Raw genomic sequence first — 25,488 nt, 5'->3', positions numbered from 1 at the left:
GCTTAAAACTTTCTTAAAACACTTACATTCGTTAAAAATCTTTAATTTTATATAAAATTACTCCTATGAAAGAGAATTCTACATTCTACGAAAAACAAAGCTTCAGACAATGGTGGCTTTGGTTAATTCTAATCTTCGTTTTAGGATTCACCATCTATAATTTCGTTGATAATAATGAGTCTTTTTCAACCGGAGAAATGATTGCTTCATTTGCTGTGACAGCAATTATTTTCATTTTATTTTTCATCATTAAACTGGAAACAAAAATCGATGAATTAGGAGTAAGGGTTCGCTTATTTCCGTTCCATTTACAGTTTAAATATTTTCCCTGGAAAACTATTCGTAAAGCCTACATCAGAGAGTATTCTCCCATCGGCGAATATGGAGGTTGGGGATTACGACTTGGATTATTTGGAAAAGGAAAAGCCTACAATGTCTCAGGAAATATGGGACTGCAGCTCGTTTTTAATGATAATAAAAAACTGTTGATTGGGACGCAGAAGTCGCAGGAAATGAGAAAGTTTTTAGCTGAAATTAATAATCCTGAATATAATTTACCAAAATTTAAATAATGAAGTTCTAGTATTTGGTACTAGCTTAATAACAATCTATTTTATGCAAAGACTTTTAATCCTATTTTTTGTTTTTATTTCAACTTTACTTTTCAGTCAGGAATATTTAAATAAAAATGAGAATTTTGATTTAACCATCTTTCGTTACTTGGATAGCTTAACAACTGCAAATAATGTTTCAATAGAGGAATATTTAAAATTTTCAAAACCATTTTCAAAATGGGATATCAGACCTATAAAGCACGAAAAAATATGGAGTTTAGATTCTATAAGGACTTCAAGTGAAGTATCAAACTTTTTCTGGGGTGGATTTTCTTACCATTATAAAATCAGCGAAAAAGAAGCTGGAGCAAAGCCCAATCGTTTCTTAATAACTGCTCAAACTGAAAGTAGTTCTAATGTGGAATTTTTCAATAAAAATATTAACAAATTTAAAGCACTTGCTTTAGCTTTTCAAAAAAATGACAATCTTATTTTCTTAAATCAAATCTCATTGCAACGTGTTGACAATTTATACAGAGAAAATGATAAATATTGGAATTACATCATTCCTGAAAAATCTCCATTTCCAATTTCTACTCAAATAAATATTGAGAAGAAAATTAAATTTAGCAAGGAGCAGGAACAAATTCTAAAGCAAATGGAAGAAATAAATATCTATTCAATTATAAAAACCAACTATGGAATTTTCTTCTTAAAAGACGGTTTTACAGATAATTCTTATGGTTACTATTTTTCATCAAGTAAAAAAATGGAGCAAGACAATCATCTTTTTGAAATCATGGATTTTGTAAATATTAATGATGAATTTTACTATTATATTGCAAATTAAACATTACACTATTTTAATTCTCAAATCTTTCCAGAATCATTTTTCTACCTTTGTTAGATGAAAATCCTTGTTGTAGAAGACGAAAAAGAACTTTTAAAATCGATTCATGATTCTTTGATTCAGGAGCAGTTTCTTATTGAGACCGCAGAAAACTATCAGTCAGCCAGCGAAAAAATTGCTTTGTATTCTTACGACTGTATTTTACTGGATATCATGCTTCCCGGCGGTAACGGCTTGCAGCTTCTTCAGCAGCTTAAAGACATGGGAAAATCTGAAAATGTCATCATCATTTCTGCAAAAGATTCCCTGGATGACAAACTCACAGGACTTGAACTTGGTGCCGATGATTATTTAACAAAACCCTTTCATAATGCAGAACTCAATGCCAGAATAAAAGCGGTTCTTCGTCGGAAAAATCAGGATGGTAAAAACAGCATTGAGCTTGCCAACATTGAACTGGACTTAACCGAAAGAATCTTTTTCGTGGATGGAGAAAAAATTACACTGAACCGAAAAGAGTTTGATATTCTTCATTTTTTTCTTCTCAACAAAAAAAGACTGGTCACAAAAACGGCTTTGGCAGAACATGTTTGGGGCGACCATATTGATCAGGCTGATAATTTTGACTTTATTTATTATCAGATTAAAAATTTGAGAAAAAAACTGCAACAATCGAACGCAGAAATCGAAATTGAAGCTGTCTACGGAATCGGCTATAAATTAATTGAAAAATGAAACTGCTCAACAAATCTATCCTTCATCTGATGGGCTACCTCCTACTGATTGTCAGTTTTTGGTCGGTCATTTTCTATTTTAATATGCTCGATGAAATTAAGGATAGTGTAGATGAAGAGCTGGAAAATTACAAACGGCAGATTGTTTTTAAAGCTGAAAAAGATCCGACAATTCTCCAACAGAAAACTTTTGATGAAGGGTTTTTCTCCGTCAATCCAATCAACAAAAAGGAAGCACTCAACTTTAAAGACACTTACGAAGACACCGAAATTTATGCACAGGATGCCGATGATGAAGCTCCCGAGCTGGAACCAGTGAGAATTCTCACCACTGTTTTCGAGCAAAACGGAAATTTTTATGAGCTGAAAATTTTCAATAATATGGTGGAAGAAGATGATCTCGTAAAAGAACTTCTCTGGGATGCCGCAGGATTGTATGTGCTTTTGATTTTCAGTATTTTAATTTTAAATAATTTAGTCTTACAGAGACTTTGGAAGCCTTTTTACGAACTCCTTCACGAGTTAAAAAATTACCGTTTAGGAATCAGCAAAAGCTTTCCAAAAGTGGAAACAAAAACCAAAGAATTCAGCGATTTGCAGGATGCAGTGACTACTCTATTACAATACAGTGAAAAAAGCTACGAACAACAAAAAGAGTTTATCGGTAATGCTTCCCACGAACTTCAGACGCCTTTGGCAATCGCCATCAATAAACTGGAATTATTAATTGAAAAAGAAAATTTCACAGAAAATCAGGCAGAAAAGATTGCCGAGATTATGGAAATTATTGAACGGTTGGTTCGTCTTAATAAATCCCTTCTTCTCCTCACAAAAATTGAAAACAAGCAGTTTTTTGATAATCAGGAAATTAAAGTGAATGATATTGTCCGCAAAAATATTGATGATTTACAGGATATTGCTGAATTTAAACAAGTAGAAATTCATTTTACTGAAAACAATGAGCTGTCCGTAAATGCGGATGGTGCATTAATGAATATCGTGGTTTCCAATTTATTGCGAAATGCAATTTTTCATAATGTAAAAGAAGGAAAAGTGGAAGTTATCATTGACTCAAAAAAATTGAGCGTTCTCAATACAGGAGCGGACAAATCTTTAAACCAGGAAAAGATCTTCACTAGATTTCAGAAATCGGAAGAACATCAGTCAGGAAGCGGTTTAGGATTGGCGATTGTAAAGGCGATTGCAGAATTGTATGATTTTTCGGTTTCCTATAATTTCAAAAACGGAATGCATGAATTTTCGGTGGATTTTTAATTATCGTTAAACACTTTTTATTTGAACACCTTCTCAAATAGCAAATTTATCAATTGTAACTAATTTTTCTACACCGATATTGCTGCTCTGAAACAAATTATTTAAATTTCGCTCACGCAGATTTTGCAAATTACGCAGATAAAAAGTTCTTAATCTGTCATTCTGTTTTGAGTTTATTAAAACTTACTTTTTACTTTTTACTTTTTACTTTTATTTAAAACAAATTCCCGTTTCTTTCCAGATTTCTTCCCAAAATTTTCCCGATTCACATTGTTGATTTGTACTATGAAAACAACGAAACGAATTTTATTATCTGGACTTCTTAGTATTTTGGGATGGCATTCAGTAATAGCACAAACTCAGTCAAAGCCTGTAAAAGTTTCTCATGCTGAGCCTATTTTTCAGGATTTGGTAAGAGATCTTGGTGCAAGAAAAGGCGAAAAGGAATTCAATTTGGGAGCCGATTTTTCGGGTGGAAAAAATTACAGAGAAAACGGATTTTTGGCCGAATACGAATTTGCACCAATGAACAGATTAGGCTTGGAGGTAGAAACAGATTTTTCATTTTTCAGTCCAAAAAATGGCTCATCTAAAGAACAAGTTCCGGGAAACCGTTTAGACGGAATCAGATTTTCTGCACAGTACACCTTTTTTGTTTCCGAAAAAGCCCAGACTTCGATGGCGCTGGGTTATACACAGGTGGTAGAATTCACTGATTTTAAAAACTACGGCAAAGGAAAATTTATAACAGGTTTGGTATACAGTCCGTTTTTTGTAGCAGCAAAAAAGTGGGGTTCCAACTTTCATACTTTGGTTTATACCTATCCAAAAATTCAACATGAATTAGGTGAGAACGGAACTCCGGTAGATTGGGAAATTAACAGTTCAGTAATGTATTCGTTACCCAATTCAGGGCATTTTATCGGAATGGAAGTCAATAAGGAAATCAGTTACGGAAAAATGTTGGTAACGCTTCGTCCGCAAGTAAAAATCAAGCTGGATTCTCATTTTGCAGTTGGAATTGTGACAGGAATTCCTGTTTCACATCAGGATGAAAGCATTTCTTCTTTCTTTAGATTGGTGTATGAGCCTTGATTTTTTGCTAACTTTTTGGTTAGACGCAAAGGTGCAAATGTTTTTTCTAACTTCAAACCTTAAGACACAAGGATTTTACCTTCGATAAAATTAAAGCTCCCGCTGATTTTGCAGATAAAGCCGGTTTTTCTATCTCGAAATCTGTTAATCTGCGTGAAACTTTTTAAATATTGATAAATAATCCTTATTAGCGCAAATCTTTCTTAATTACCAGGTATTTCAAATCAGTTGTTCCTGCATTACTGATTCCATGCTCTGAATTGGGTGGGCAATACAAGCTTGTGTTTGGACCGACTGTTTTTGTTTTTCCATCAAGATAGAATGTTGCTTTTCCTTCCAGTATAAAAAAAAATTCCTCTTCAGGATGACGGTGTGGAGCGTGTGTAGATTTTCCACGTTCTACAATGCTCATTTTCAAGGTATTTTCTTCTGTAAAATTTTTATCTCCAAAATAGTATTGATAGCCAACTTTCGTCTTTGTAGCCTTTGAAACATCAAATTCATTCACACAATTTTCGATGGTGTAATTGATGGACTCCCTGTTTTTCTGTGCATTTATTGTCTGTTGAAACAGAATACAAATCAATACGGCAGTAATAAATTTTAATCTTTCCATATTCTGTAATGATAAGAAAAAAATTGGTTAAACGCAATGTCGCAAGATTTTTCTTGACAACTTCAAATTTTAAGGCGCAAGGATTTTATCAGAGATAAAATTTATACTCTCGCAGATTTTACTGATAAAGATGATTTAAATTATCTGCTAAATCTGTTTAATCAGTGTGAGACAGATTTTTAAGAAATTTATTTTCCTTAATTAAACTTCAAAACTTATTAAATCTTAATGGCTTAAAAATTTTAATAATCAATTTAAATTTTTCCCAAATGTTTCCAGAATCGTGTCGGAAATTAGCATTATAAAATTTACCATTATGAAAAATTTAATTTTAACAATCAGTATTTTAGGTTTGAGTTTTAATCAAATTTCAGCACAGGATATTCATCAGAGTGAAGTTCCTTCAGTAATTTTAAATCATTTTCAGAAGACTTTTTCTAAAGCTTCTGACATCGAATGGGAAATTAAAGGAGATCTTTATGAAGTGGAATTTGAAACAGGATTCTTAGGTGACGACCATAAAGTTTTGTACTCCCGAGATGGAAAAATGGTAAGACATGAAGAAGAAATTTCAAAAAACAGTCTGCCAAAACCGGTTTTATCATCCATTAAAAAGTCCTTTAACAGTTACAGAACTGATGACATTAAAAAAATCACTGAAAACGGTAAAGTATTTTACAACATTGAACTGAAAAATTATTCCCAAGAATGGAAAGTAATTTTTGACGCTCAGGGAAAAATTTTACAGAAAAGGGAAGATTAGAATGTTTTTTGTTTTTCACTGAGATTGAAGAAACTTTGTATATTTGATAAGTTTTCAATACCACAACGTACACTAAGGTATCCACAAAGTTCACAAATATTGTGTTCCCTGTGAAATCTTTAGTGTACGTTGTGGTTAAAATTCCAGTGTGACAAATAACGGATATTCAATTTATCTTTTTCTATAGTTAATTTTTTCCTTTGCGTCAAACCGTTTTGTGATTATCGCTTTTATTTCTAAATTGCATTATCTCCCAAAAAAGAGAGTGAATATCACAAAATACACTTATGAATCAGATTATCCCGTTTGACTTACAAATACAGCACAATCCATATTTCAACTATACTTTTTGCCTTAATCAGCTACCTTTTTTGCAGAGCATTTCTTTCAGAGAAGTGACTGAAGATTTTGAAAATCTGAACCTTCAAATCAGTTCTTCTTTGGGTTTGTTTGAAAAATATGATGTGTACATTGATAAAATCAGGCAAAATTCGCTGTATAAAATATCACTTTTCAATTTTATTTTTGATTATTCTTTGTTGAAAAGGCTGACGGAAAAAGATGTAGACCAGATTAAAATTCAGGTTTTCAAAGATGGTGAATCGATGTATGAGAAAAGTTTCAGCATTGAGGTTCTGCCGATGGATTTCTTTGGTGGGTTGCAGTCGTATCCACAACTATTAGCTTCTTATGTTCTTTCAAATAACACTTCTTTGTATAAAATCAAAGCAGATGCGATTGATATTTTAGCGAGAAATAAACTCACACCATCGTTTGAAGGCTATCAGCAAAAAAACAAGGAAAGAGTTTTGCAGATGGTTTCGGCGATTTACAAATCCATTCAGAATCTGGAATTGATTTACAGCGCCATGCCGCCAAGTTTTGAAAAATACGGACAAAGAATCAGGCTTGTTGACACAGTTTTAGAAACAAAATTCGGAAACTGCATCGATATTTCTCTGCTTTTCGCAGCTTGTCTGGAAGCAATTGATTTAAACCCAATTATTGTTGTGACGGAAGGCCATGCTTTTGTCGGAGTTTGGTTGGATGACCAACGTTTTGACGGAATGATTAATCTTGACCAGGCCGCAATTTCCAAAAGAATCGCCACCGGAATTAAAGAAATCGCATTAATTGAGTCGACCAGTCTGTGCAAAGGAAGCAATATTTCATTCAAAGATGCGATGAATTCTGCGGATACTCAGTTGATGGATTCTGCAAGATTTCTGCTTTCTTTAGACATCAAAAATGCAAGGTCAGCGGGAATTTCCCCTCTCCCACTTCTCAAAAATGAGATGATTAAAAATCATGATTTTGATTCCGTTAAAAATTCAAACGAACTGGATCAGGATTTTGATTTGGGAACACAATATGACGACTTAGAGCTCACTGATATCTCCAATTTAACCAAGCAAAAAGTCTGGGAAAGGAAGCTTTTGGATTTGTCGCTCAGAAATAATCTGCTCAATCTGCGTTTTACGAAAAGTATGCTGCAGTTGATTGACACCAAAATAAATGTACTTGAAGACAGTCTTGCCGACGGAAGATCTTTCACAATTCATCCCGATAACAATCAGGCAGTTCTCAGAAAATATAATCTGTATGGTGAACCATTACATTCATCGCAACCGCTTTTCAAACTGGCGGAAGATGAATTTAAATACAATCGGCTTTTAACATATTACCATCAGGATGATTTAGATAATATCCTCACCAACCTTTACCGAAGCGCAAAATTAGCCGAAGAAGAAAACGGAAAAAGTACATTATATTTAGGAATAGGATTGTTAAAATGGTTTGAACCGAAAAATAAAGACATTCCAAGATTGGCTCCGATTTTATTGGTTCCTGTCGAGCTTTCGAGGAAATCTGTAAACTCTAAATTCACGCTTCGAAGCCGTGAAGAGGAAACGATGATTAATATTACCTTGTTGGAATATTTAAAACAGGAATTCAAACTCAACATCAACAGCCTTGAAAATCTTCCGATGGACGAATCGGGAGTCGATGTTCCGAAAGTTTTGGCGATTATCCGGAATGCGGTGCTTAATCTCGAAGGTTGGGATGTTTTGGAGCAATTGGTTTTGGGAATTTTCTCCTTCAACAAACTGATTCTTTGGCAGGATATTTCGAAATACTCGGAAGAAATTCAGAAATCTTCTATTGTAAAAAGTCTTATTGACGGAAGATTGACCGGAACTTTGGAAAGCGTAGAAAATGATGCTCAAAGTTTGGAAAATATCCCCGCTTCAGAATTGGTTTTACCAATTTCGACCGATAATTCTCAGTTGAATGCCGTAAAAAATGCCAATCTCAACAAAAGTTTTATCCTTCATGGACCTCCGGGAACGGGAAAATCTCAGACCATTACCAACATCATTGCCGATGCATTATCAAATGATAAAAAGGTACTTTTCGTAGCCGCCAAAAAAGCCGCACTAGATGTGGTTCATCACCGTTTGGAAAATATCGGTTTAGGTGCATTCTGTCTTGAACTGCATTCGAATAAATCTAAAAAATCGGATGTTTTAAAGCAGTTTGAGAGAACACTGGAAGTTCCAAAGTATAAAATCAATGCTGATTATCACGAGGAAGCCAACCGACTCGATGAACGCAGAAAAGAACTCGGAAAATACGTCAATGAACTGCATCGGAAATTCCCGATTGGATGGAGTTTATTTGATACAATTGCCTTTCTGGAAACCAATCATGTAAAAGCCGACGAACGTTTTCACATCAATTTTCCGTTGGAAAGTGCCGATGTTTTTAACTGGAATCAGTGGAAAGACTGGTTGATTCCTTTTGCTTCAATTGTGAGAAAAATCGGGCAACCTTCGCTTCATGCTTTACGACCGATCAAAACCTCAGCGCATCAGTTTGAAAATAAAAATCTGATTCTTTCAGCGATTTCAAATTTTAACGAAAAGAAAGATTCGGTTGAACAGATTAAAAATCAGTTTCAGCTGAATGAAGTTTCCAATTCTGACAGTATAGCAATTCTTGAATATTTAAAAGATAATCCAGTAAAATCTGTTTTAATTGATTTGGTTTTTAACGAAGGTCAGTTGAATTTATTTAAAAACTGGATGACTCAACAGACGCAGTTTCAACAAATTGAAAATCAAATTACGGCAAGTTTTAATACTTCCATTTTAAATATTGATTTTGCTTCCTTAAAATTAATCTGGAATCAGGCGAAACATACCTGGTTTATTCCGAAATGGTTTAAACAGAGAAAAGTGAAGCAGCAATTAAACGGTTATGCAAAATCTGGGATTGAATCTGATGTGCAGATTGACGGACTTTTTGAAAAGCTTGAAAATTATCAGCAAATCAAAAACCAACTGAGCAATCTTCATTATAATGCGCTTTCATCGGTAACGAGCCTTTATTTGAACGGAAATTCATTTGATATTTCTGCGATTGAAAAAGATTTAAAAACCATTGAAAATGCAAAAGAATTAGCTCAAAAAAATTCCATCAGAAATTTCCCGGAATGGCTGAAAGAGTTTGTATTAAAACAAAATAACGGTCAGAATATTTCTGAAGTTGTTGAAATGTTGAAAAACTTAGAAATTGCAGAAACTCAGCTTTTGGAGTTTGTGCATGAAGTTCCTAATGATGCAGATTTACAAACTATTGTTCAAAATATTCATCAGCTGGAAGACTGGATTAATTTTAACGGTTTAAAAGAAAAAGCGAAAGACTTAAACTTACATTGGTTCATCGATTTCCTTGACAAAGGCTGGCTTAATACCGAATCGATTGAGCTTGAATTTGAAAAAATCGTTCATCTGAATTTATTCATTAAAACGATTTACAGTTCGGGAACTTTGAATGGTTTTGATGCCAATATTTACGAATCTCAGATTCAGCAGTATAAAAATCTTCACAAAGAATTTACGGAACTGACAAAAAATCAGTTGACGATGAAACTCAGTGACCGAATTCCTAATTTTTCTCAGGAAGCTGTTCAGAGCTCAGAAATTGGGATTTTGCAAAAAGCCATTCGTAATAAAGGTCGCGGTTTATCCATCAGAAAATTATTCGACCAAATTCCAACTTTGATTCCAAGATTGAAACCTTGTATGTTGATGAGTCCAATTTCGGTGGCGCAGTATTTTGATGTAAATGAAGAGCATTTTGACCTGGTGATTTTCGATGAAGCTTCACAGTTACCGACTTCTGAAGCGGTAAGTGCTTTGGCGAGAGCAAAACAGGCGATTATTGTGGGTGACCCGAAACAGATGCCGCCAACAAGTTTTTTTGCATCTCAAAAAGTGGATGAAGAAAATTTTGAACTGGAAGATTTAGAAAGTATTTTGGATGATTGTCTGGCGCTTTCGATTCCGTCGAATTATCTTTTGAGACATTACAGAAGCAAGCATGAAAGTTTGATTTCTTTCTCCAACGCTCATTTTTACGATAATAAATTGCTAACATTCCCGTCTCCGGATGATCTGAACCGAAAAGTAACCTTTGAATTTGTTGACGGATTCTACGACAAAGGAAAGACGAGAACCAACAAAAACGAAGCGGAAGCGATTATTCAATACATTAAAAATCATCTCGAAAGGAGAGATAAAAAATCGATTGGTGTGGTGACTTTCAGTCAGACCCAGCAAAGCTTGATTGAAGATTTACTGCAAAAACTGTTTCAGGAAAATCCACATTTGGAAGAACTCACGATTAATTCTGAAGAGCCTATTTTCATTAAAAACCTTGAAAATGTGCAGGGTGACGAAAGAGATATTATTTTGTTTTCGATTGGTTACGGTCCCGATGAAGACGGAAAAGTATCGATGAATTTCGGTCCGCTCAACCGAGATGGAGGTTGGAGACGACTGAATGTTGCCGTGACAAGAGCGCGATACGAAATGAAAGTTTTTTCTTCATTAAAAGGTGACCAGATCGACATGAACAGAACGAGCTCAGAAGGTGTTTTGGGATTAAAAAACTTCCTGAATTTCTCTGAAAAAGGTTTGGTTTATCAAAATTCAAATTCCAATATGAATCAGCAGAAACTAATGGTGAATTCGGTGGCCAAAACTTTGGAGGAAAATGGATTTAAGATTAAAACGAATATCGGAAGTTCGGAGTATAAAATTGACATCGGAATCATCAATCCCAAAAATGAAAGTGAATATCTGATGGCGGTTTTGCTGGACAGTGAAAATTATTTCAACATCAATACAACCAACGACCGTGAACTGCTTGTTCCGAATGTTTTAAAAGGTTTGGGCTGGAATGTTTTCAGAATCTGGACGCTGGACTGGATTAAAAATAAAGATAAAATTATCGCTGAAATACAGTCTGAAATTGAGAAAATCAAAATTCAGGCAAAAGAAAAAGCTGAAGAAATTATTGAAATTCATACTCAGGAAAAATCTTTTTTAAGCGAAATTTCGACGACTGAAAATTCATCGAAAATGATTCCGTATGTTTCAGCAGAACTGAGTCCTGAAGTGAATGCGAATTCCGAAACTATTTATTCTTTTGAAAACAAACAAGTAATTTTAAGTCAGATAAAAACAATTATTGATACCGAATCTCCGATTAGCCAGAATGCTTTGTTCAGGAAGATTCTTAAACTTTGGAATACTTCAAGAGCCGGTGGGAAACTCAACAATTATATTTTGGAGATGCTGAATTCCATTCCGAATTTACAGACCATAGAAAGTTATCAGAAATTTTACTGGAACGAAAATCTACAACCTCAACATTTAGATTTTTATAGAGATAATTCTGTAGAAAAAAGACTGATTGATGAGATTGCTCCTGAAGAAATTTCGGTGGCGATCATGGAGTTGATGCATTCAAGTTTAAGTCTGAATAAAGAGGAACTGATTCGTGCGGTTTGTAAGATTTTTGGATTTGCGAAAGTGGGTTCGCAGATTGAGACGGTGGTGAAGTTTTGTGTGGAGGAATTGGTTGGGAAAGGTTTGGTGAAGGAGGTTGAAGAGAGGATTGTTTTGGCTGGAAATTAATATCACAACTCTTTAAACTACAAATCTAATTGTTAAATAATAAAATATCTAATTTGAAAAATAAAGCTTTTCTATATGGAATATTATTAATTTTTGTAGGATTTTTAGTAGTCTTTGTTTGGGGTTATAAGGATAACAATTTTTTGGAAATAATAAGTTACTTAGCTTTTTTCTGTGGCTGGCTAATTATTACATTCTCATTATTTGGAAAACATTACAGTTTTAATAAACCGAATTTTAGTTCAAATAAAATATTATGGATTAAAAAAATGATTAAGAATACTTCGATAATAGGTTTTGCAGTTCTTGGAATGTTTTGTTCAATGATTGTTACTGGAAACTTAACCGATAAAAGGATCCAAAATATTATGGATAATGATTCAACCGAAAAAACTATTGCAGAAGTAATAAATCTCGAAAGTAGATACACGAGAGGTGGCTGGAAAACTTGGGCAATATTTCAATATAAAACCATTGATAATAAGATTTACAAAAAAGGAATTTTTAACTATAAAAATCATTTTAAAAAAGGAGACAAGTATAAAATTATTTACTCTGTAAAATATCCTGAAATAATTGAACTGGAAAAATAATCTAAAACAATATCCTTTAACTTTAATATCTAACTTTGAAAATGACAAAACAAAAAAACTTAGCATATTTTCCCTATCAATATCAAAAAGTCTCATGAAAAATTTTATCATTTTATTATTACTTTTTCTCTCCATTTCAATATTTTCCCAATCTAAAATTCAGCAGGAAAATTTGATAGACCTCACAGAATCAAAATGTCTGGACAAAAAAGATATTTCGAATGCTGAGATGCGAAATTGCATCATTCAAGCAACACAATCTTGGGATAAGGAACTCAATAAATATTATGATTTATTACAAAACAAACTTCCAAAAGAGACTTTTCAAGCCTTGAAAGAGTCCCAAAAACAATGGATGATTTTCAGAGATAAAGAATTTGCTTTCATTTCTAAGTTTTATTTTGAATTGAAAGAAGGAACGATGTGGTATATTATTGCTGAAAACAGAAAAAAAGAAATCGTGAAGAACAGAACTTTGGAATTGAAAATGTATTTTGAAAATTTGGATTACTGATTTAATTTTATCGATAAAGAAAATTCTGGGAGGTTGCGGTGAATGTGGAAATGTTTGGTTTTCAAAACAAGATTTGTGGGAAAGGAATTTTAAAACTAAAGAATCTATGAAATATTTATTGTTATTATTCTCTTTTTTGCTGGTCATCCAATGCACTGTACAAACAAAAAATAATCAAAATATTGAGCAAAACTTTAAGATTGATACTTTAATGTATTTTGACCAATCAAGAGACAGAAAGATTCCGGTTGCTATTTATCAGCCACAGAATAAAAACAAATTAAACAAAATTCCTATTATTTTCAGTCATGGTTGGGGAGAAAATCAAGGTGGAGCTTACTTTGATTATTCTTATTTAACAGAGTTTCTTGCTTCAAAAGGTTATTTTGTTGTCAGTATTCAGCATGAACTTTCAACCGACGAAATGCTCGCAATGGAAGGTGATTTAAAAATTACAAGAAAACAAAATTGGGAACGTGGAGCTCAAAATATTCATTATGTTTTAAGCAAGATGAAAACAGATTTCCCTAACCTTGATTACCAAAAACTTGCTTTGATTGGTCATTCAAACGGTGGCGACATGACGGTTTTATTTGCGCATCAACATCCTGATTTGGTTCATAAAATTATTTCGATGGATAACCGAAGAATGGATTTACCCAGAACTTCAAATCCTAAAATTTATACGCTACGTTCAAAAGATTATCCTGCCGATGAGGGCGTTTTGCCGACGAATGAGGAACAAAAAAGATATGAAATGACCGTAGATTTCACAAATATTAACCACAGCGATATGGATAAAGATGCAAATGCAGAGGAAAGGAATTATATGACTGAGAAAATTTTGTCATATTTGAAAGAATAAACTGTATAATGAATAGTAAAATATTTTTGCCGGTTGTCACTTTAATGATTTTTACAGCATGTGAATCAGCATATATCAATACTTCAAAAAATATTATGCATGGTGGAGCAAGTAAGTCGATTAATCTCTATGCTTTTGTAGGGAAGAAAATCTCTGTAACAGAATTTGATCACAATGAAAATCAAGAACCAGAGCCAACAGGTGAGTACGAAATTGATGAAAAAACTGGAGACACACTTAAAGTTGTTAGGAAACATTATACAATGGATGGAGCTTTCAAATGCAAATATCAAATTATAACAAAAGTATTTAATGATCTTGAAACCGATACGGTAGAGTTTATTGCCTATGATCATTACGGAACTCCTGGGTTCGCAGAAAACGACTCTGTAATTCTTTATATATCAAAAAGTAAAGATGGTGGTCATTATTTTCATCAAAAATATCAGTATGACAATATTTTTCATGACAAGAATGGAAACTATTTCAGTTACCCAAAATTTTCTGGAACAAAATATACAGCATACAAAGACAGCTTAAAAGGTTTTAAAGCAATTCTAAAAAATGAAAAATTTGACATAAAAGGCTTGAGTCAAGAAGCAGTAAAATCATATTATCCAAAAGAGTTTTATAAGATTGAAAATGGATTGCGTATCCTATTAAAGGAATTTATTTATATGAATTAATGAACTACAGATTAAAAACAACTTTTAAAAATCTTTGATAAAATGCGTAACAAAGAAGAAAAAGCCAAACAAATTCAAAAAGAATTACAGGAAAAAGCTCAGGTTGAATTTGGAAAAAGCCTTCCGGTTTCCCGTGAAATTTTTCGAAATCTGTTGGATTTTTTGGATGGAGAACTGGAGACAGAAGGTTGTGATGATCATCTAACATTAACCAAACAATTCTTGGCAACAAATCAAGTTGAAAATGGAGATGAAGTTGAAAACTGGCTGAAAGAAAACGGAGGTTTCTGTGACTGTGAAGTGCTTTACAATGTCGAGGAACTTTTTGAAGATTAAATTTTAAAAAAAAGCAAATAAATGCGGTTTGGAATAATGAAAAAGATAATAAGTATTGTATTATTGCTATTGAGCATCACTCAAATTTCAGCTCAGGTTCCCGATTTAGAACGGGCAAAGCGAAAATATTTTCAGTCGAATGTTATCAGCTACAAAACCACCGCTTTTTATCCCAATCCTGAAACAGGTGCCATTTCAACTTTCAATGTGTTATATACAGTTTACAAACCTCAAAGCAAAGATTTTGAGTTTTCAAGCAAGAATGAAACTTCAGAAGAGTTCTATAAAAACGGTTCCTATTTCGAAGTGAAGCACAGTGAAAAAACAGTTTACGAATACGAAAGTAAAGACAATCAAAACGAAGCAATTTCATTATCAAGACTGAGACAATTTGGTCCTACAACTCTACTCAAAAAGAAATGGAGCTATATTGACGATACGCAAATCGATGGGAAAATTCACAGTCATTACTCAAATGTAGAAAGCATCAATCATTACGAAGGAAAGGAAATAAAAGTTGAGTTTCATATTTATATTTCGGGGAATTTTACGATTTCAAAATTTGAAAGGAAAAGTTTTGTTGACGGAAACTTGGGACAAACCGTTACTTATTTGTTCAATAATTATATTTTCTTGGATAAAACCACCAATTTCAAGGTGATTCTTCCGAAAGATTATGCTTTAAAATACTATGAAAGACAAGATTCTCTGCGGCCTTTAATTAAAAACACCGAGTTTCCGAGTTTCAAAGCAGTTGATATTAATGGAAAAACAGTTTCTTTCGATTCAAAAAAAGAAAAACAGACGCTTCTACTTTTCTCTTCGACGAATTGTGGTTATTCAAAAATCATTTCTGATTTTATTCTGAGTTCAGACTTTAAACTAAATCCACAAATTGAATTGATCAATATATTCGGATCAGATTCTAAAGCAAATGTTACCAAATATTTTGTCAACAAAGAAGTCAGTTTCCCCGTAATTCCCGACCGGAAAGATCTTGAACAACAATTTGGAATCAATGGTTACCCGATTCTTTATTTAATCAATGAAAACGGATTAATTACCGAAACACTTGATGGATCTTCACAAATTTTGCCATTTCTTAAAAGTTTAACGGGCAAGTAAAAAAATAAAATGGTATTCATATTTTTACTAAATTGGGGTACACTTTTTAATCCATGAAATTATATCTCATTTTGCTTTTTATGTTCAGTTTTGCTTTATTTTCAGCTCAAAATAAAGAACTATTTAATGAAACACAAATCACTTCAGATTCTGTTTCGTTAAAAAACAAAGCCCTTTTAGAACAAAATATAAAAGACCTGAAAAACATCCAGTCTGATTCCGAAACAAAACCTGAAAAGAAAGATACCATTGCAAAACAAATAACTGTAGTCCAGGAAATCAACGCAATACTTAATTACAAAGTTAACCGTGTATGGCGTGAGGATTTATATTGTCTGGTTTGTTTAAAAAATTACAGGTCAGCAAGGATGGCATGAAAATTCGAAAAAACATTTAAAGTCTTAAATAATTTCACTAAATTGGGATAAATTAAAATATTTATGAGATCCCTTTTAAAACTTTCATTCATTTTCTGTATCGTATTATTTTCAGCTCAGAATAAAGAATTCACCTACGAATATCAGTTTATTTCAGACTCTTCAGATCCGAAAAATGTAAACTCAGAGATCATGATTCTGAATGTGGGCAAAGAAAAATCTTATTACTACAGTTTAGATAAATATGCATCAGATTCGACAATGAATCAAGAGATGAAAAAGGGTTTGTTTGCCATGCCGCGACCATTTAATATCAATGAAATCGTCTTCAAAGATTTGAAAAACAAAACAATTTCCTTTGAAACTAAAGTTGGAGATTCCAGATATCATATCGAACAAAATATAGATTTAAAATGGAATCTACTGAATGAATTTGATGAAATTTTAAATTATAAAGTTCAGAAAGCAACGACAGAATTTGGAGGCAGAACGTGGAACGCTTGGTTTGCCAAAGATATCTCCATTCAGGACGGACCGTATAAATTTTCAGGTCTACCAGGATTAATTCTTAAAATTGAGGATAAAACTTTAAGCCACAAATTTGTTTTAAAAGGTATTAAAAATAATCAAAGTCCTTTCGAATATCCTTACCGCAAAGATGAAGCTCGTGAAACCAAACTTAGTCATGAAGCATATATAAAAACATATCTTCAAAACAGAACTGACCCAACTGCGCATCTTGTGGGCAAAATTCCGGATCAGACAGATTCTGCAGGAAATTTTCAAACTGGCGAACAGATTATAAGAGAAATAAGACAAAAATTACTGGAAAAAATCAGCAAAGACAATAATATTATTGAAATTGATATTTTAAAAAATGCAGCAAAGCAAAAAAAGAAATAAAGATGCTTTGGCGAACGTTCAGAATGGCGCGCAATATTTAGTTTGAAATATTTTGCTCACGAAACGGCAAAGCACCTTCAAAAGAAAGTGCTTTTCAATAGTAGGAATGTTTAAATTTATATAAATCAGCTTACTCAGCAAGATCTGCGGGCGCAAAAATGAAAAATCTATTTCAAATAAGTCTCATACAAATCCGTTCGTCTGTCTTTTAAAATCTGCACCGAGCCGTTGTAATGCAGGTCTTTTAATAAATTCAGATCGACATCAACAATCAACGTCATTTCTGTATTCGGAGTAGCCTCACCTTTTACCGCATTCGATGGGAAAGCAAAATCTGATGGTGTAAAGACCGCAGCCTGACCAAACTGAATATCCATATTATTTACTCCCGGCAAATTTCCTACACAACCTGCAATGGCAACATAACACTCATTTTCAATTGCTCTTGCAGCAGCACAGTGACGAACTCTCATGTACGCATTTTGCGTGTCTGTCAGATAAGGAACAAACAAAATTTTCATCCCTTGGTCAGCAAGAATTCTCGGCAATTCCGGAAATTCCACATCATAACAGATCACCAAACCAATTTTCCCGCAGTCTGTGTCGAACACACGGATGTCGTTTCCTCCTTTCATTCCGTAATATTTTCTTTCATTCGGTGTAATATGAATTTTTCTGTACTCATCAATTCTTCCGTCCCGATGAAGAAGATAACTCACATTGTACAGGTCATTATTTTCGAAAACCGGCATACTTCCTGAAATAATATTTACATTATAGCTAATTGCCAGCTCAGAAATTTTAGTTTTAATTTCCTCGGTAATTTTCGCAAGCTCAATCATACTGTCACGCTCAGAAAGATTGTTAAACGGCGCCAATAATGGTGTATTGAACAGCTCCGGAAACAATACAAAATCAGACTTATAATCTCCCATTACATTTACAAAAAATTCTACCTGTTCGTAAAAAGCATGAATATCTTTAAACTGTCTCATCTGCCATTGCACCAAGCCTAACCGGATAACACTGTCCTGCATGGTATTTGGTTTTTTGCTGTAATAAATATTATTCCATTGAAGCAAAACAGCATTTTCACGGGAGGCTTCGTCTTCGGGAAGATATTTTTTAAGGATTTTAATAGGCAGGAAATTATTTGAAAGCTGGAAAGAAAGCACCGGGTCGTAAATCTCTTTATCTCTGACTTTGCGGATGTATTCTCTCGGTGAAAGTTCATGGCTGTATTTATGATAATGCGGAATTCGTCCTCCTAAAATGATCGATTTCAGGTTTAATAATTCACAAAGTTCTTTTCTGGCATCATATAACCTTCTTCCTAAACGCAATTCACGATATTCAGGATCAACAAAAATTTCAATTCCGTATAAAACATTTCCGGTTGAAATATGGGTATTGAAGGTGTAATTTCCTGTAATGTCACTATAGGTATGATCATCACCAAAATCATCATAATTCACAATAATGGAAAGTGCAACAGCAGCAATCTTACCGTCAACGGTAATACAGATTTGCCCGGCCTCAAAAATTTTATTCAGTTTTGCAATGCTTTTTTTTGACCACACGTATTCCGACATTTGAGGATATGCTCTGCGCATGGTTTCTACCAATTCATCATAATCGTCTACTTTTAAGGTACGTGTTTCTATCTGCATAATTTATATTTTTAACTAAAGTTACGCATAAAATCAACAAACCTTTTGCCATTCCCCAATATAATTTTCTGAAATCTTATGATGGTTAAAGGTACGAAGTGTCACAAAAAAAGCTTCATTAAGCGGAAAATACTTTTAAAGGCATATAATATTTTATTCAAATAAATCAAGAGTACTCCAAGAATTAGAGTTTTGATATAAATAAAAAAGAAACACCAACATTTCTGTCAGTGTTTCAAGAGTACGAAAAAATTATCTACTATTGTCTTTGAATTTTATACAATCTTCCAGCGTCAGTTACTGCGTAAAGCGCGCCGTCAGTTCCCTGTGTAATATCTCTGAAACGCTGCATTTCACTGGCAAGTAGACGTTCTTCACCCACTACTTTATTATCCTTAATAACAAGCCTTACGATATGCTGTCCGCTAAGAGCACCAATGAAAAGGCAGTTTTGCCATTCCGGAATCATATTTCCCTTGTAGAATGTCATTCCGCTTGGTGAAATTACAGGATCCCAATAATAAACCGGCTGCTCCATCCCGCTTTGTTGCTGAATTCCACTGCCAATAACTGCTCCGCTATACTCAATGCCGTAAGTAATAGTCGGCCAACCGTAATTTTTTGCAGGCTGCACTCTGTTGATTTCATCACCGCCACGAGGTCCGTGTTCACTTTGCCATAGTTCGCCTGTTGTCGGGTGAATAGCAATTCCCTGTGGGTTTCTGTGACCGATACTGTATAATTCCGGCAAAGCTCCTGCTTGGCTGAATGTGGGATTTCCCGGTGCAGGTGCTCCATCTTTTGTAATTCTTAAAATCTTTCCGATAGCGGCTGTTACAGATTGCGCTAAAGGTCTTGTCGAAAGATCTGAACGCTCCCCCACACTTACCATCAGATTTCCTGTTGAATCAAATAATATTCTTCCTCCATAATGCAAATTTCCGGTAGCAGAGGACGGGTTTGCACGGTAAATAACCGTAGCATTTTCTATGGCGGCTTCTGAACTGGATAATTTTCCTTTGGCAACAGAAGTCTGCGTTCCGCCTGCTACATTTTCAGAAAACACCCAGTAAATCATTCTGTTTGTTGAGAATTGAGGATCTACACAAAGTCCCAGCAAGCCACCCTGGCCATTAGAATTCACAGCAGGAATTCCGGTAATCGGATTTCCGACTGTGCCGGTGTTGGTAACAATTCTCATTGTTCCGGTTTTTTGGGTGATAAGCAATCTTCCGTCAGGTAAACTTGTGATTCCCCAAGGCGAAGATAATGATGATGTTAGAATTGTACTTGTAAAAGGAGTCTGGGTTTTTACACCATTTACCCTTGTCTGTCCGGCAAAAGCTGGAGGATAATTTGTATTTGCCTGTCCGGTTTCTACTGGCGGATAAATAGCTTCATTTCCCGGTTCTTCAGGAATGGTCTCTTCGATATTGTCTGAACAATTGGCTAAAAACAGGGCAGAAGCCATTAAAAGATAATGTGCTTTAAATTTCATATGTTTTATAATTTGGTGTACTGATTTTGAAAATGATAATTTTCAGTTTGCAAAACATCAAAGTTTGCGCCAATAATTCAATATCATTTAAAATAATTCACTTTTAACACATTAAAACTAGAATCAATATCAAAATTTATTCTGAGTGAATTATCACAAAAAACCTTCCAGAATTCTGAAAGGTTGATTTATTTGATAATAAGATGATACTAGTTCAAAATTCCATTCATTTGCGTTAAAATAATTGGCTTTCCATCAGTAATTAAAATGGTATGCTCGTGTTGTGCCATGTAACCGCCTTTGTTTCCGACCATTGTCCACCCATCATTCAACTCAACAGCAATGGTTGAATCTGTTGATATAAATGTTTCAATCGCTACAACAGAATTCTTTCTGAATCTTCTGGTATCGAACCGGTTTCTATAGTTCATCAATTCATCCGGTTCTTCATGAAGGCTTCTTCCGACACCATGACCACCAAGATTTTTAATAACCTTATAACCTCTTTTCTTCGCCTCGGTCTCCATTAAAAATCCCATATCGGCAATCCTTACACCACCTTTTATGTTGTTGACTGCTTTTTCCAGAATTGCTTTGGAAGCATCAACCAGCTTCTGATGCTGATTAATATCTTTACCAATCACAAAAGAACCCCCATTATCTGCCCAATATCCATTCAGTTCAGCAGAAACATCGATATTAATTAAATCCCCTTCTTTTAAAACCCTTTCTGAAGTCGGAATTCCATGGCAAAATTCTTTATCAACACTGATGCAAGTCCAACCCGGAAAGCCGTAAGTAAGATACGGAGCTGATTTTGCACCAAAATCTGAAAGAATTTTTGCACCGTACTCATCGAGATCTTTTGTCGTCATACCGACCTGAGCATAATTCATCATCTCTTTCAAAGTATAGGCAACCGCCTCGCTTACTTTCTGCATTCCGATTAATTCAGCTTCATTTGTTATGGACATTTTTTTGTTTTTTAATTGTATTGTAAAGATAATGAAAAGATATTTATGGTTTTTGCGGATCTCTTTAACAAACAATCTTTAAGCATGAAACACAATAATTCTTACCTGATGAAAGTCTTTATTTAATTATTTTTATCATTAAGTTCACTCGTGTTTACCATAAGGTTTATTTTCTTACAAAACAAAAGCACCTACAGATTGTAAGTGCTTGATTTAAAAAGTGGTCCCACCTGGGCTCGAATATTTTTTATTTTTCCCTTTATTCATAGTACTTTCAAGCATTACAATTTTCAAAGGGGGCGTTTTAGGGGACTTTTACCTGTAAATCTTTATAAAAAGCACAAGTCCTAATTTTGCTTATTTACTGTATATCGTATATTTTTTTTGGAGAAGATATTTAGAAATTTTAAAAGTATCTATTGAATTAATTGGCTTTGAATGGTTTGTCAACTTTAAAAATATTAAATTAGCATAGTTAAATTTGCTTCTCTTGAATAATATAATGACATATTTGGATAATAATGCTACAACTGTAGTAGATGAAAGAGTTATAAAAGTTGTTAATGACTATTTTAGTCTTTTTTATGGAAACGCTTCAAGTTCATACTCTTTTGGAAATAGTTCTAAGAAAGCTATTGATAGTGCAAAAGTTAGTATAGGCAATTTATTGAATACTGAATCACAAAGTATTCATTTCACTTCTGGAGCTACAGAGAGCATTAATTTAGCATTAAAGGGTCTTGCTTTACACCCCAATAATAAAAAAAAACATATTATAACCTGTTCTACAGAGCATAAGGCAGTATTAGAAACTTGTAAATACTTAGAAAGTATTGGCTTTAAAATCGATTACCTTCCTGTTAACAAACAAGGGAACATAGATTTAGGTTTATTAGAATCGTTAATAAATGATGATACTTTATTAATCTGTCTTATGTGGGTAAATAATGAAACAGGTGTAATTCATCCTATTGAAGAGATAGGAAAAATAGCTAAAAAATCAGATGTTTATTTTGTATGTGACGGTACTCAAGGTTTAGGAAAGCTATCTATTGATATTTATAGCTCCAATATTGATATTTTATGTTTTTCTGGCCATAAGTTATATACACCCAAAGGTATAGGTGGGCTATATATTAATGATTCAATCACAAAGCAAAATAAAATACTGCCCTTGATTCACGGAGGAGGTCAAGAAAATGGACTGAGAAGTGGAACGTATAATGTTCCTTTAATTGCAGGATTAGGATTAGCATGTACCATTGCCGAAAACGAAATGACAATCAATAAAACTAAAATTAAACAACTTCAAAATTTATTAGAAAGCGAAATATTAAAAATTGCAGGTTCATATATTAACGGAAATTCATCAAACCGAATTTACAACACTGTTAATTTTTATATTCCAGGTTTAGATACAGAAATATTTATGGGTATGAATAGGGATATTGCTGTAAGTAATGGTTCGGCATGCAGTTCAGCACTTATTCAACCTTCCCATGTTTTATTAGCAATGGGATTAAGTAATACTGACGCAATGAGTAGTCTAAGAATTTCCTTAGGGAAATATAATACTAAAAAAGATATCGATTTGTTGCTACAACGAATTAAAAACTTTTTAAATATTTAACACAAATGCTTATGTTAAAAACTCTATTCGAATCCATATATAATTGTAAAACGGAATCAGATATTGATAATCTAATTTCTACAAACTCTTATTTGGCTAACGGGGATAACTGGTTTCCAATCGGACAAAATGAATCTAATTTCAGTATCATTGAAAATCAGCAATCCAATCCTATTGCTGCTTTAGTAGAAAAAGTAACCAATTCTATTGATGCCACACTGATGAAGAAGTGTATTGAATTAGGTTTAGATCCCAAAAGCAAAGATGCGCCTAAATCAATGGATGAAGCGATAGATGTTTTCTTTCCAGATAATAAAAATTGGGACTTAAACACTTTCAGACGAAATCAAGCTGAGGACATACAGATTATTGCTGATGGTCCAACAAAACAAAGTTCTGTAATTATTTATGATAACGGAGAAGGTCAGCACCCTGAGGATTTTGAAAATACCTTTCTTTCCCTAATGAGAGGAAATAAAAATGAAATTCATTTTGTGCAAGGTAAGTATAACATGGGAGGTAGCGGAGCTATCGTATTTTGTGGAACAAAAGGTTATCAGCTAATTGGATCAAAAAGACATAATAATTCGGGTAATTTTGGTTTTACATTAGTTAGAGAACATCCATTATCTAAAAATGAATTAGAAACCAAAAAGAATACTTGGTATGAGTATTTAAAAATTGATGGTCAAATTCCTGCATTTGATATTACAGAACTTGATTTAAAACTTCTAAATAGGAAGTTTAAAACAGGTTCAATCATTAAGATGTATTCTTATCAAATGAAGGGAATATCAGGTTTTGCTCAGGATTTAAATCAAAGTCTAAATGAATTTCTTTTTAAACCCGTTTTACCTGTATTTACAATAGACACAAAGGAACGTTATCCAAATAATAAAGTTTTAGAAACTACAGTTTATGGCTTGCAAAGACGTTTAGAGGAAGAAAAAGATTATGTTGAAGATTGGTTTTCTGAAGAATATGAAGATGTTATGTTTGGTAAGATGAAAGTGACCTGCTATGTTTTTAATGCGAAACAAGAAGGTAAAACCGTTAAAGAAACTAAAGCTGATATTCAGAGGCGATATTTTAAAAATAGTATGTCTGTCCTTTTTTCTATGAATGGACAGGTACACGGTCATTATACATCTGAATTTATTACCCGTAGTTTAAAATACAATTTGCTTAAAGATTACCTTTTAATTAATGTAGATTGTACAAAAATGAAATATGAATTCCGAAAAAATCTTTTTATGGCTTCTCGTGATCGATTAAAAATTGGGGCGAAAGCAGAAGAATTAAGAGAATATTTAAGAAAAAAACTAACTAAATCTAAACTGGATGATATAAATAAACGCAGAAAAGATTCAATCGGGTTGGAAAGTGAAGATACCTCTGAACTGATTAAAAGTTTTGCGAAAAACATATCTAAAGATAGTGAGCTTTTCAAACTGATACAGAATACGTTGAAACTCGAAGAAAAGGCTAAGGAGAAACCCGAAAAGAAAGAACAACAAGGAAATAAACCAAATCAGAAACAGCATAAACCTTTTAAACCTGAGCGTTTTCCAAGTTTCTTTAAGTTACAACAAAAAGCAAATAATCCGATACCTGTACCGGTTGGAGGTGAAAAAACATTGCGATTTGAAACAGATGTTGAGGATCATTATTTTGACCGAACTGACGAACCGGGCGACTTGCAAGTGAGTGTTCTAAAAGTAAAGCGAACTGAGCGAAAAGGAGGCACTCAACAAGGAAGCGAAAAAGAACCTGGAGAATTGCTTAATATTATAAAATCCAGCCCTGATAAAGGTACAATCAAGATTACTTTTAACCCTGATGTCGAGTTGAGACAAGGAGATGAAATAGAAATTGAGGCATCATTAAAAGGAGCTGGTGATGATTGTTTTCAAGAAATAGTATTTCTTAAAATCGTAGACCCAGAAGAAAAAAAGGAAACCGCTCCTAAGGAAGAAGAGGACTACAGTAACATTGGATTGCCAGAATTAGTAAAAATATCAAAAGAACAATGGGATGATTTAGAATCTCATGGGATCTCTATGAATTATGATACGGTAATGAATCCTGTAGCGTCAGGAGATGTATTGGAAAAAATCTATGTTAATTTAGATAGTAATGTTTACCTGAATTATCGAAAGAAGTTAAAAAATGAAGAACAGATAATCGTTGCCCAAAAGAGATATATCACTTCTGTATATTTTCATTCTCTCTTCTTATACATGATTACCAAAAAGAAAAATTACAAGCTTTCTTTGGTAGTAGAAAGTAATGAAGAAGAAATAACTATCGATGATTACATTCGTGATGTTTTTGATAGTTATTACTCCGATTTTTTATTGAATTTTGGTATGGAACAATTGATGGGTAGTTTAGAGGATTAAAAATTATTTATATAGATCTTATTCAAATATGGATAATATTG

At 33.5% G+C, this 25,488-nt stretch carries 21 protein-coding genes; 17 read left to right on the top strand and 4 right to left on the bottom strand.

What is annotated here, in order from left to right; all coding sequences use genetic code 11:
- The first annotated feature begins 65 nt into the window (after window positions 1-65).
- The 5 genes from ACR1PN_RS03355 (at window position 66) to ACR1PN_RS03335 (ending at window position 4,508) form a co-directional block, all read left to right on the top strand.
- Complete coding sequence (locus tag ACR1PN_RS03355) at window positions 66-572, top strand: hypothetical protein (protein WP_433978879.1); 507 nt, start codon at window positions 66-68, stop codon at window positions 570-572.
- Between the two features lie 43 nt (window positions 573-615).
- The gene (locus tag ACR1PN_RS03350) at window positions 616-1,404 is read left to right on the top strand and encodes a hypothetical protein (protein ID WP_433978878.1); all 789 of its coding nucleotides are present in this window, start codon (window positions 616-618) and stop codon (window positions 1,402-1,404) included.
- Window positions 1,405-1,461: 57 nt separating this feature from the next.
- Window positions 1,462-2,139, top strand: coding sequence for a response regulator transcription factor (locus ACR1PN_RS03345; RefSeq protein ID WP_433978877.1), 678 nt, complete (start codon window positions 1,462-1,464; stop codon window positions 2,137-2,139).
- Window positions 2,136-3,413 carry a sensor histidine kinase gene (locus ACR1PN_RS03340; RefSeq protein ID WP_433978876.1) on the top strand — a complete coding sequence of 426 codons (1,278 nt, stop codon included), beginning with the start codon at window positions 2,136-2,138 and terminating at the stop codon, window positions 3,411-3,413. The genes ACR1PN_RS03345 and ACR1PN_RS03340 overlap by 4 nt, the downstream gene beginning before the upstream one ends.
- Before the next feature lie 285 nt (window positions 3,414-3,698).
- A complete protein-coding gene (locus tag ACR1PN_RS03335) occupies window positions 3,699-4,508 on the top strand; it encodes an HAEPLYID family protein (protein ID WP_433978875.1) in 810 nt (269 codons plus the stop codon).
- Between the two features lie 187 nt (window positions 4,509-4,695).
- Here the strand turns inward: ACR1PN_RS03335 and ACR1PN_RS03330 are convergent, their stop codons facing one another.
- Entirely contained in the window at window positions 4,696-5,124 is a 429-nt protein-coding gene (locus ACR1PN_RS03330) for a cupin domain-containing protein (RefSeq protein ID WP_433978874.1), read from the bottom strand.
- A 316-nt stretch (window positions 5,125-5,440) separates the two neighbouring features.
- On the opposite strand from ACR1PN_RS03330, the gene ACR1PN_RS03325 reads away from it, so the two are divergent.
- The 10 genes from ACR1PN_RS03325 to ACR1PN_RS03280 all read left to right on the top strand — a co-directional run bounded on the left by ACR1PN_RS03325 (window position 5,441) and on the right by ACR1PN_RS03280 (window position 17,273).
- A complete protein-coding gene (locus tag ACR1PN_RS03325) occupies window positions 5,441-5,887 on the top strand; it encodes a PepSY-like domain-containing protein (protein ID WP_433978873.1) in 447 nt (148 codons plus the stop codon).
- 287 nt (window positions 5,888-6,174) lie between these two features.
- Window positions 6,175-11,874 (top strand): DUF3320 domain-containing protein, encoded by a 5,700-nt coding sequence (locus tag ACR1PN_RS03320; RefSeq protein ID WP_433978872.1) that lies wholly within the window; start codon window positions 6,175-6,177, stop codon window positions 11,872-11,874.
- 53 nt (window positions 11,875-11,927) lie between these two features.
- On the top strand, window positions 11,928-12,467 hold the full coding sequence (locus ACR1PN_RS03315) for a hypothetical protein (RefSeq protein ID WP_433978871.1): 540 nt from the start codon (window positions 11,928-11,930) through the stop codon (window positions 12,465-12,467).
- Between the two features lie 94 nt (window positions 12,468-12,561).
- Complete coding sequence (locus tag ACR1PN_RS03310) at window positions 12,562-12,981, top strand: lysozyme inhibitor LprI family protein (RefSeq protein ID WP_433978870.1); 420 nt, start codon at window positions 12,562-12,564, stop codon at window positions 12,979-12,981.
- A gap of 106 nt (window positions 12,982-13,087) precedes the next feature.
- A complete protein-coding gene (locus ACR1PN_RS03305) occupies window positions 13,088-13,846 on the top strand; it encodes an alpha/beta hydrolase (RefSeq protein WP_433978869.1) in 759 nt (252 codons plus the stop codon).
- Between the two features lie 8 nt (window positions 13,847-13,854).
- Window positions 13,855-14,532, top strand: a complete 678-nt coding sequence (locus tag ACR1PN_RS03300; protein WP_433978868.1) for a hypothetical protein — start codon at window positions 13,855-13,857, stop codon at window positions 14,530-14,532.
- A gap of 42 nt (window positions 14,533-14,574) precedes the next feature.
- A complete protein-coding gene (locus tag ACR1PN_RS03295; protein WP_433978867.1) occupies window positions 14,575-14,868 on the top strand; it encodes a DUF2695 domain-containing protein in 294 nt (97 codons plus the stop codon).
- A 36-nt stretch (window positions 14,869-14,904) separates the two neighbouring features.
- Window positions 14,905-15,993: a TlpA family protein disulfide reductase gene (locus tag ACR1PN_RS03290; protein ID WP_433978866.1), complete on the top strand. Its 1,089-nt coding sequence runs from the start codon at window positions 14,905-14,907 to the stop codon at window positions 15,991-15,993.
- Between the two features lie 53 nt (window positions 15,994-16,046).
- Complete coding sequence (locus ACR1PN_RS03285) at window positions 16,047-16,370, top strand: hypothetical protein (protein ID WP_433978865.1); 324 nt, start codon at window positions 16,047-16,049, stop codon at window positions 16,368-16,370.
- Window positions 16,371-16,433: 63 nt separating this feature from the next.
- Complete coding sequence (locus ACR1PN_RS03280; protein ID WP_433978864.1) at window positions 16,434-17,273, top strand: GLPGLI family protein; 840 nt, start codon at window positions 16,434-16,436, stop codon at window positions 17,271-17,273.
- A gap of 167 nt (window positions 17,274-17,440) precedes the next feature.
- On the opposite strand, the gene ACR1PN_RS03275 is transcribed toward ACR1PN_RS03280, so the two are convergent.
- The 3 genes from ACR1PN_RS03275 to map form a co-directional block, all read right to left on the bottom strand.
- Window positions 17,441-18,943, bottom strand: a complete 1,503-nt coding sequence (locus ACR1PN_RS03275) for a carbon-nitrogen hydrolase family protein (RefSeq protein ID WP_378177468.1) — start codon at window positions 18,941-18,943, stop codon at window positions 17,441-17,443.
- A 259-nt stretch (window positions 18,944-19,202) separates the two neighbouring features.
- On the bottom strand, window positions 19,203-20,441 hold the full coding sequence (locus ACR1PN_RS03270; RefSeq protein WP_433978863.1) for a PQQ-dependent sugar dehydrogenase: 1,239 nt from the start codon (window positions 20,439-20,441) through the stop codon (window positions 19,203-19,205).
- A gap of 209 nt (window positions 20,442-20,650) precedes the next feature.
- Window positions 20,651-21,415, bottom strand: coding sequence for a type I methionyl aminopeptidase (gene map / locus ACR1PN_RS03265; protein WP_433978862.1), 765 nt, complete (start codon window positions 21,413-21,415; stop codon window positions 20,651-20,653).
- Between the two features lie 490 nt (window positions 21,416-21,905).
- Between map and ACR1PN_RS03260 the strand changes: the two genes are divergently transcribed.
- Window positions 21,906-23,045: a cysteine desulfurase family protein gene (locus ACR1PN_RS03260; protein WP_433978861.1), complete on the top strand. Its 1,140-nt coding sequence runs from the start codon at window positions 21,906-21,908 to the stop codon at window positions 23,043-23,045.
- An 11-nt stretch (window positions 23,046-23,056) separates the two neighbouring features.
- A complete protein-coding gene (locus ACR1PN_RS03255; RefSeq protein WP_433978860.1) occupies window positions 23,057-25,447 on the top strand; it encodes a hypothetical protein in 2,391 nt (796 codons plus the stop codon).
- The last annotated feature ends 41 nt before the right edge of the window (window positions 25,448-25,488 follow it).

This window comes from Chryseobacterium sp. RLHN22 (genome assembly GCF_051011795.1).
In the GTDB taxonomy this organism is placed as follows: Bacteria; Bacteroidota; Bacteroidia; order Flavobacteriales; family Weeksellaceae; genus Chryseobacterium; species Chryseobacterium zhengzhouense.
This window is presented reverse-complemented; position numbering and strand designations above follow the sequence as displayed.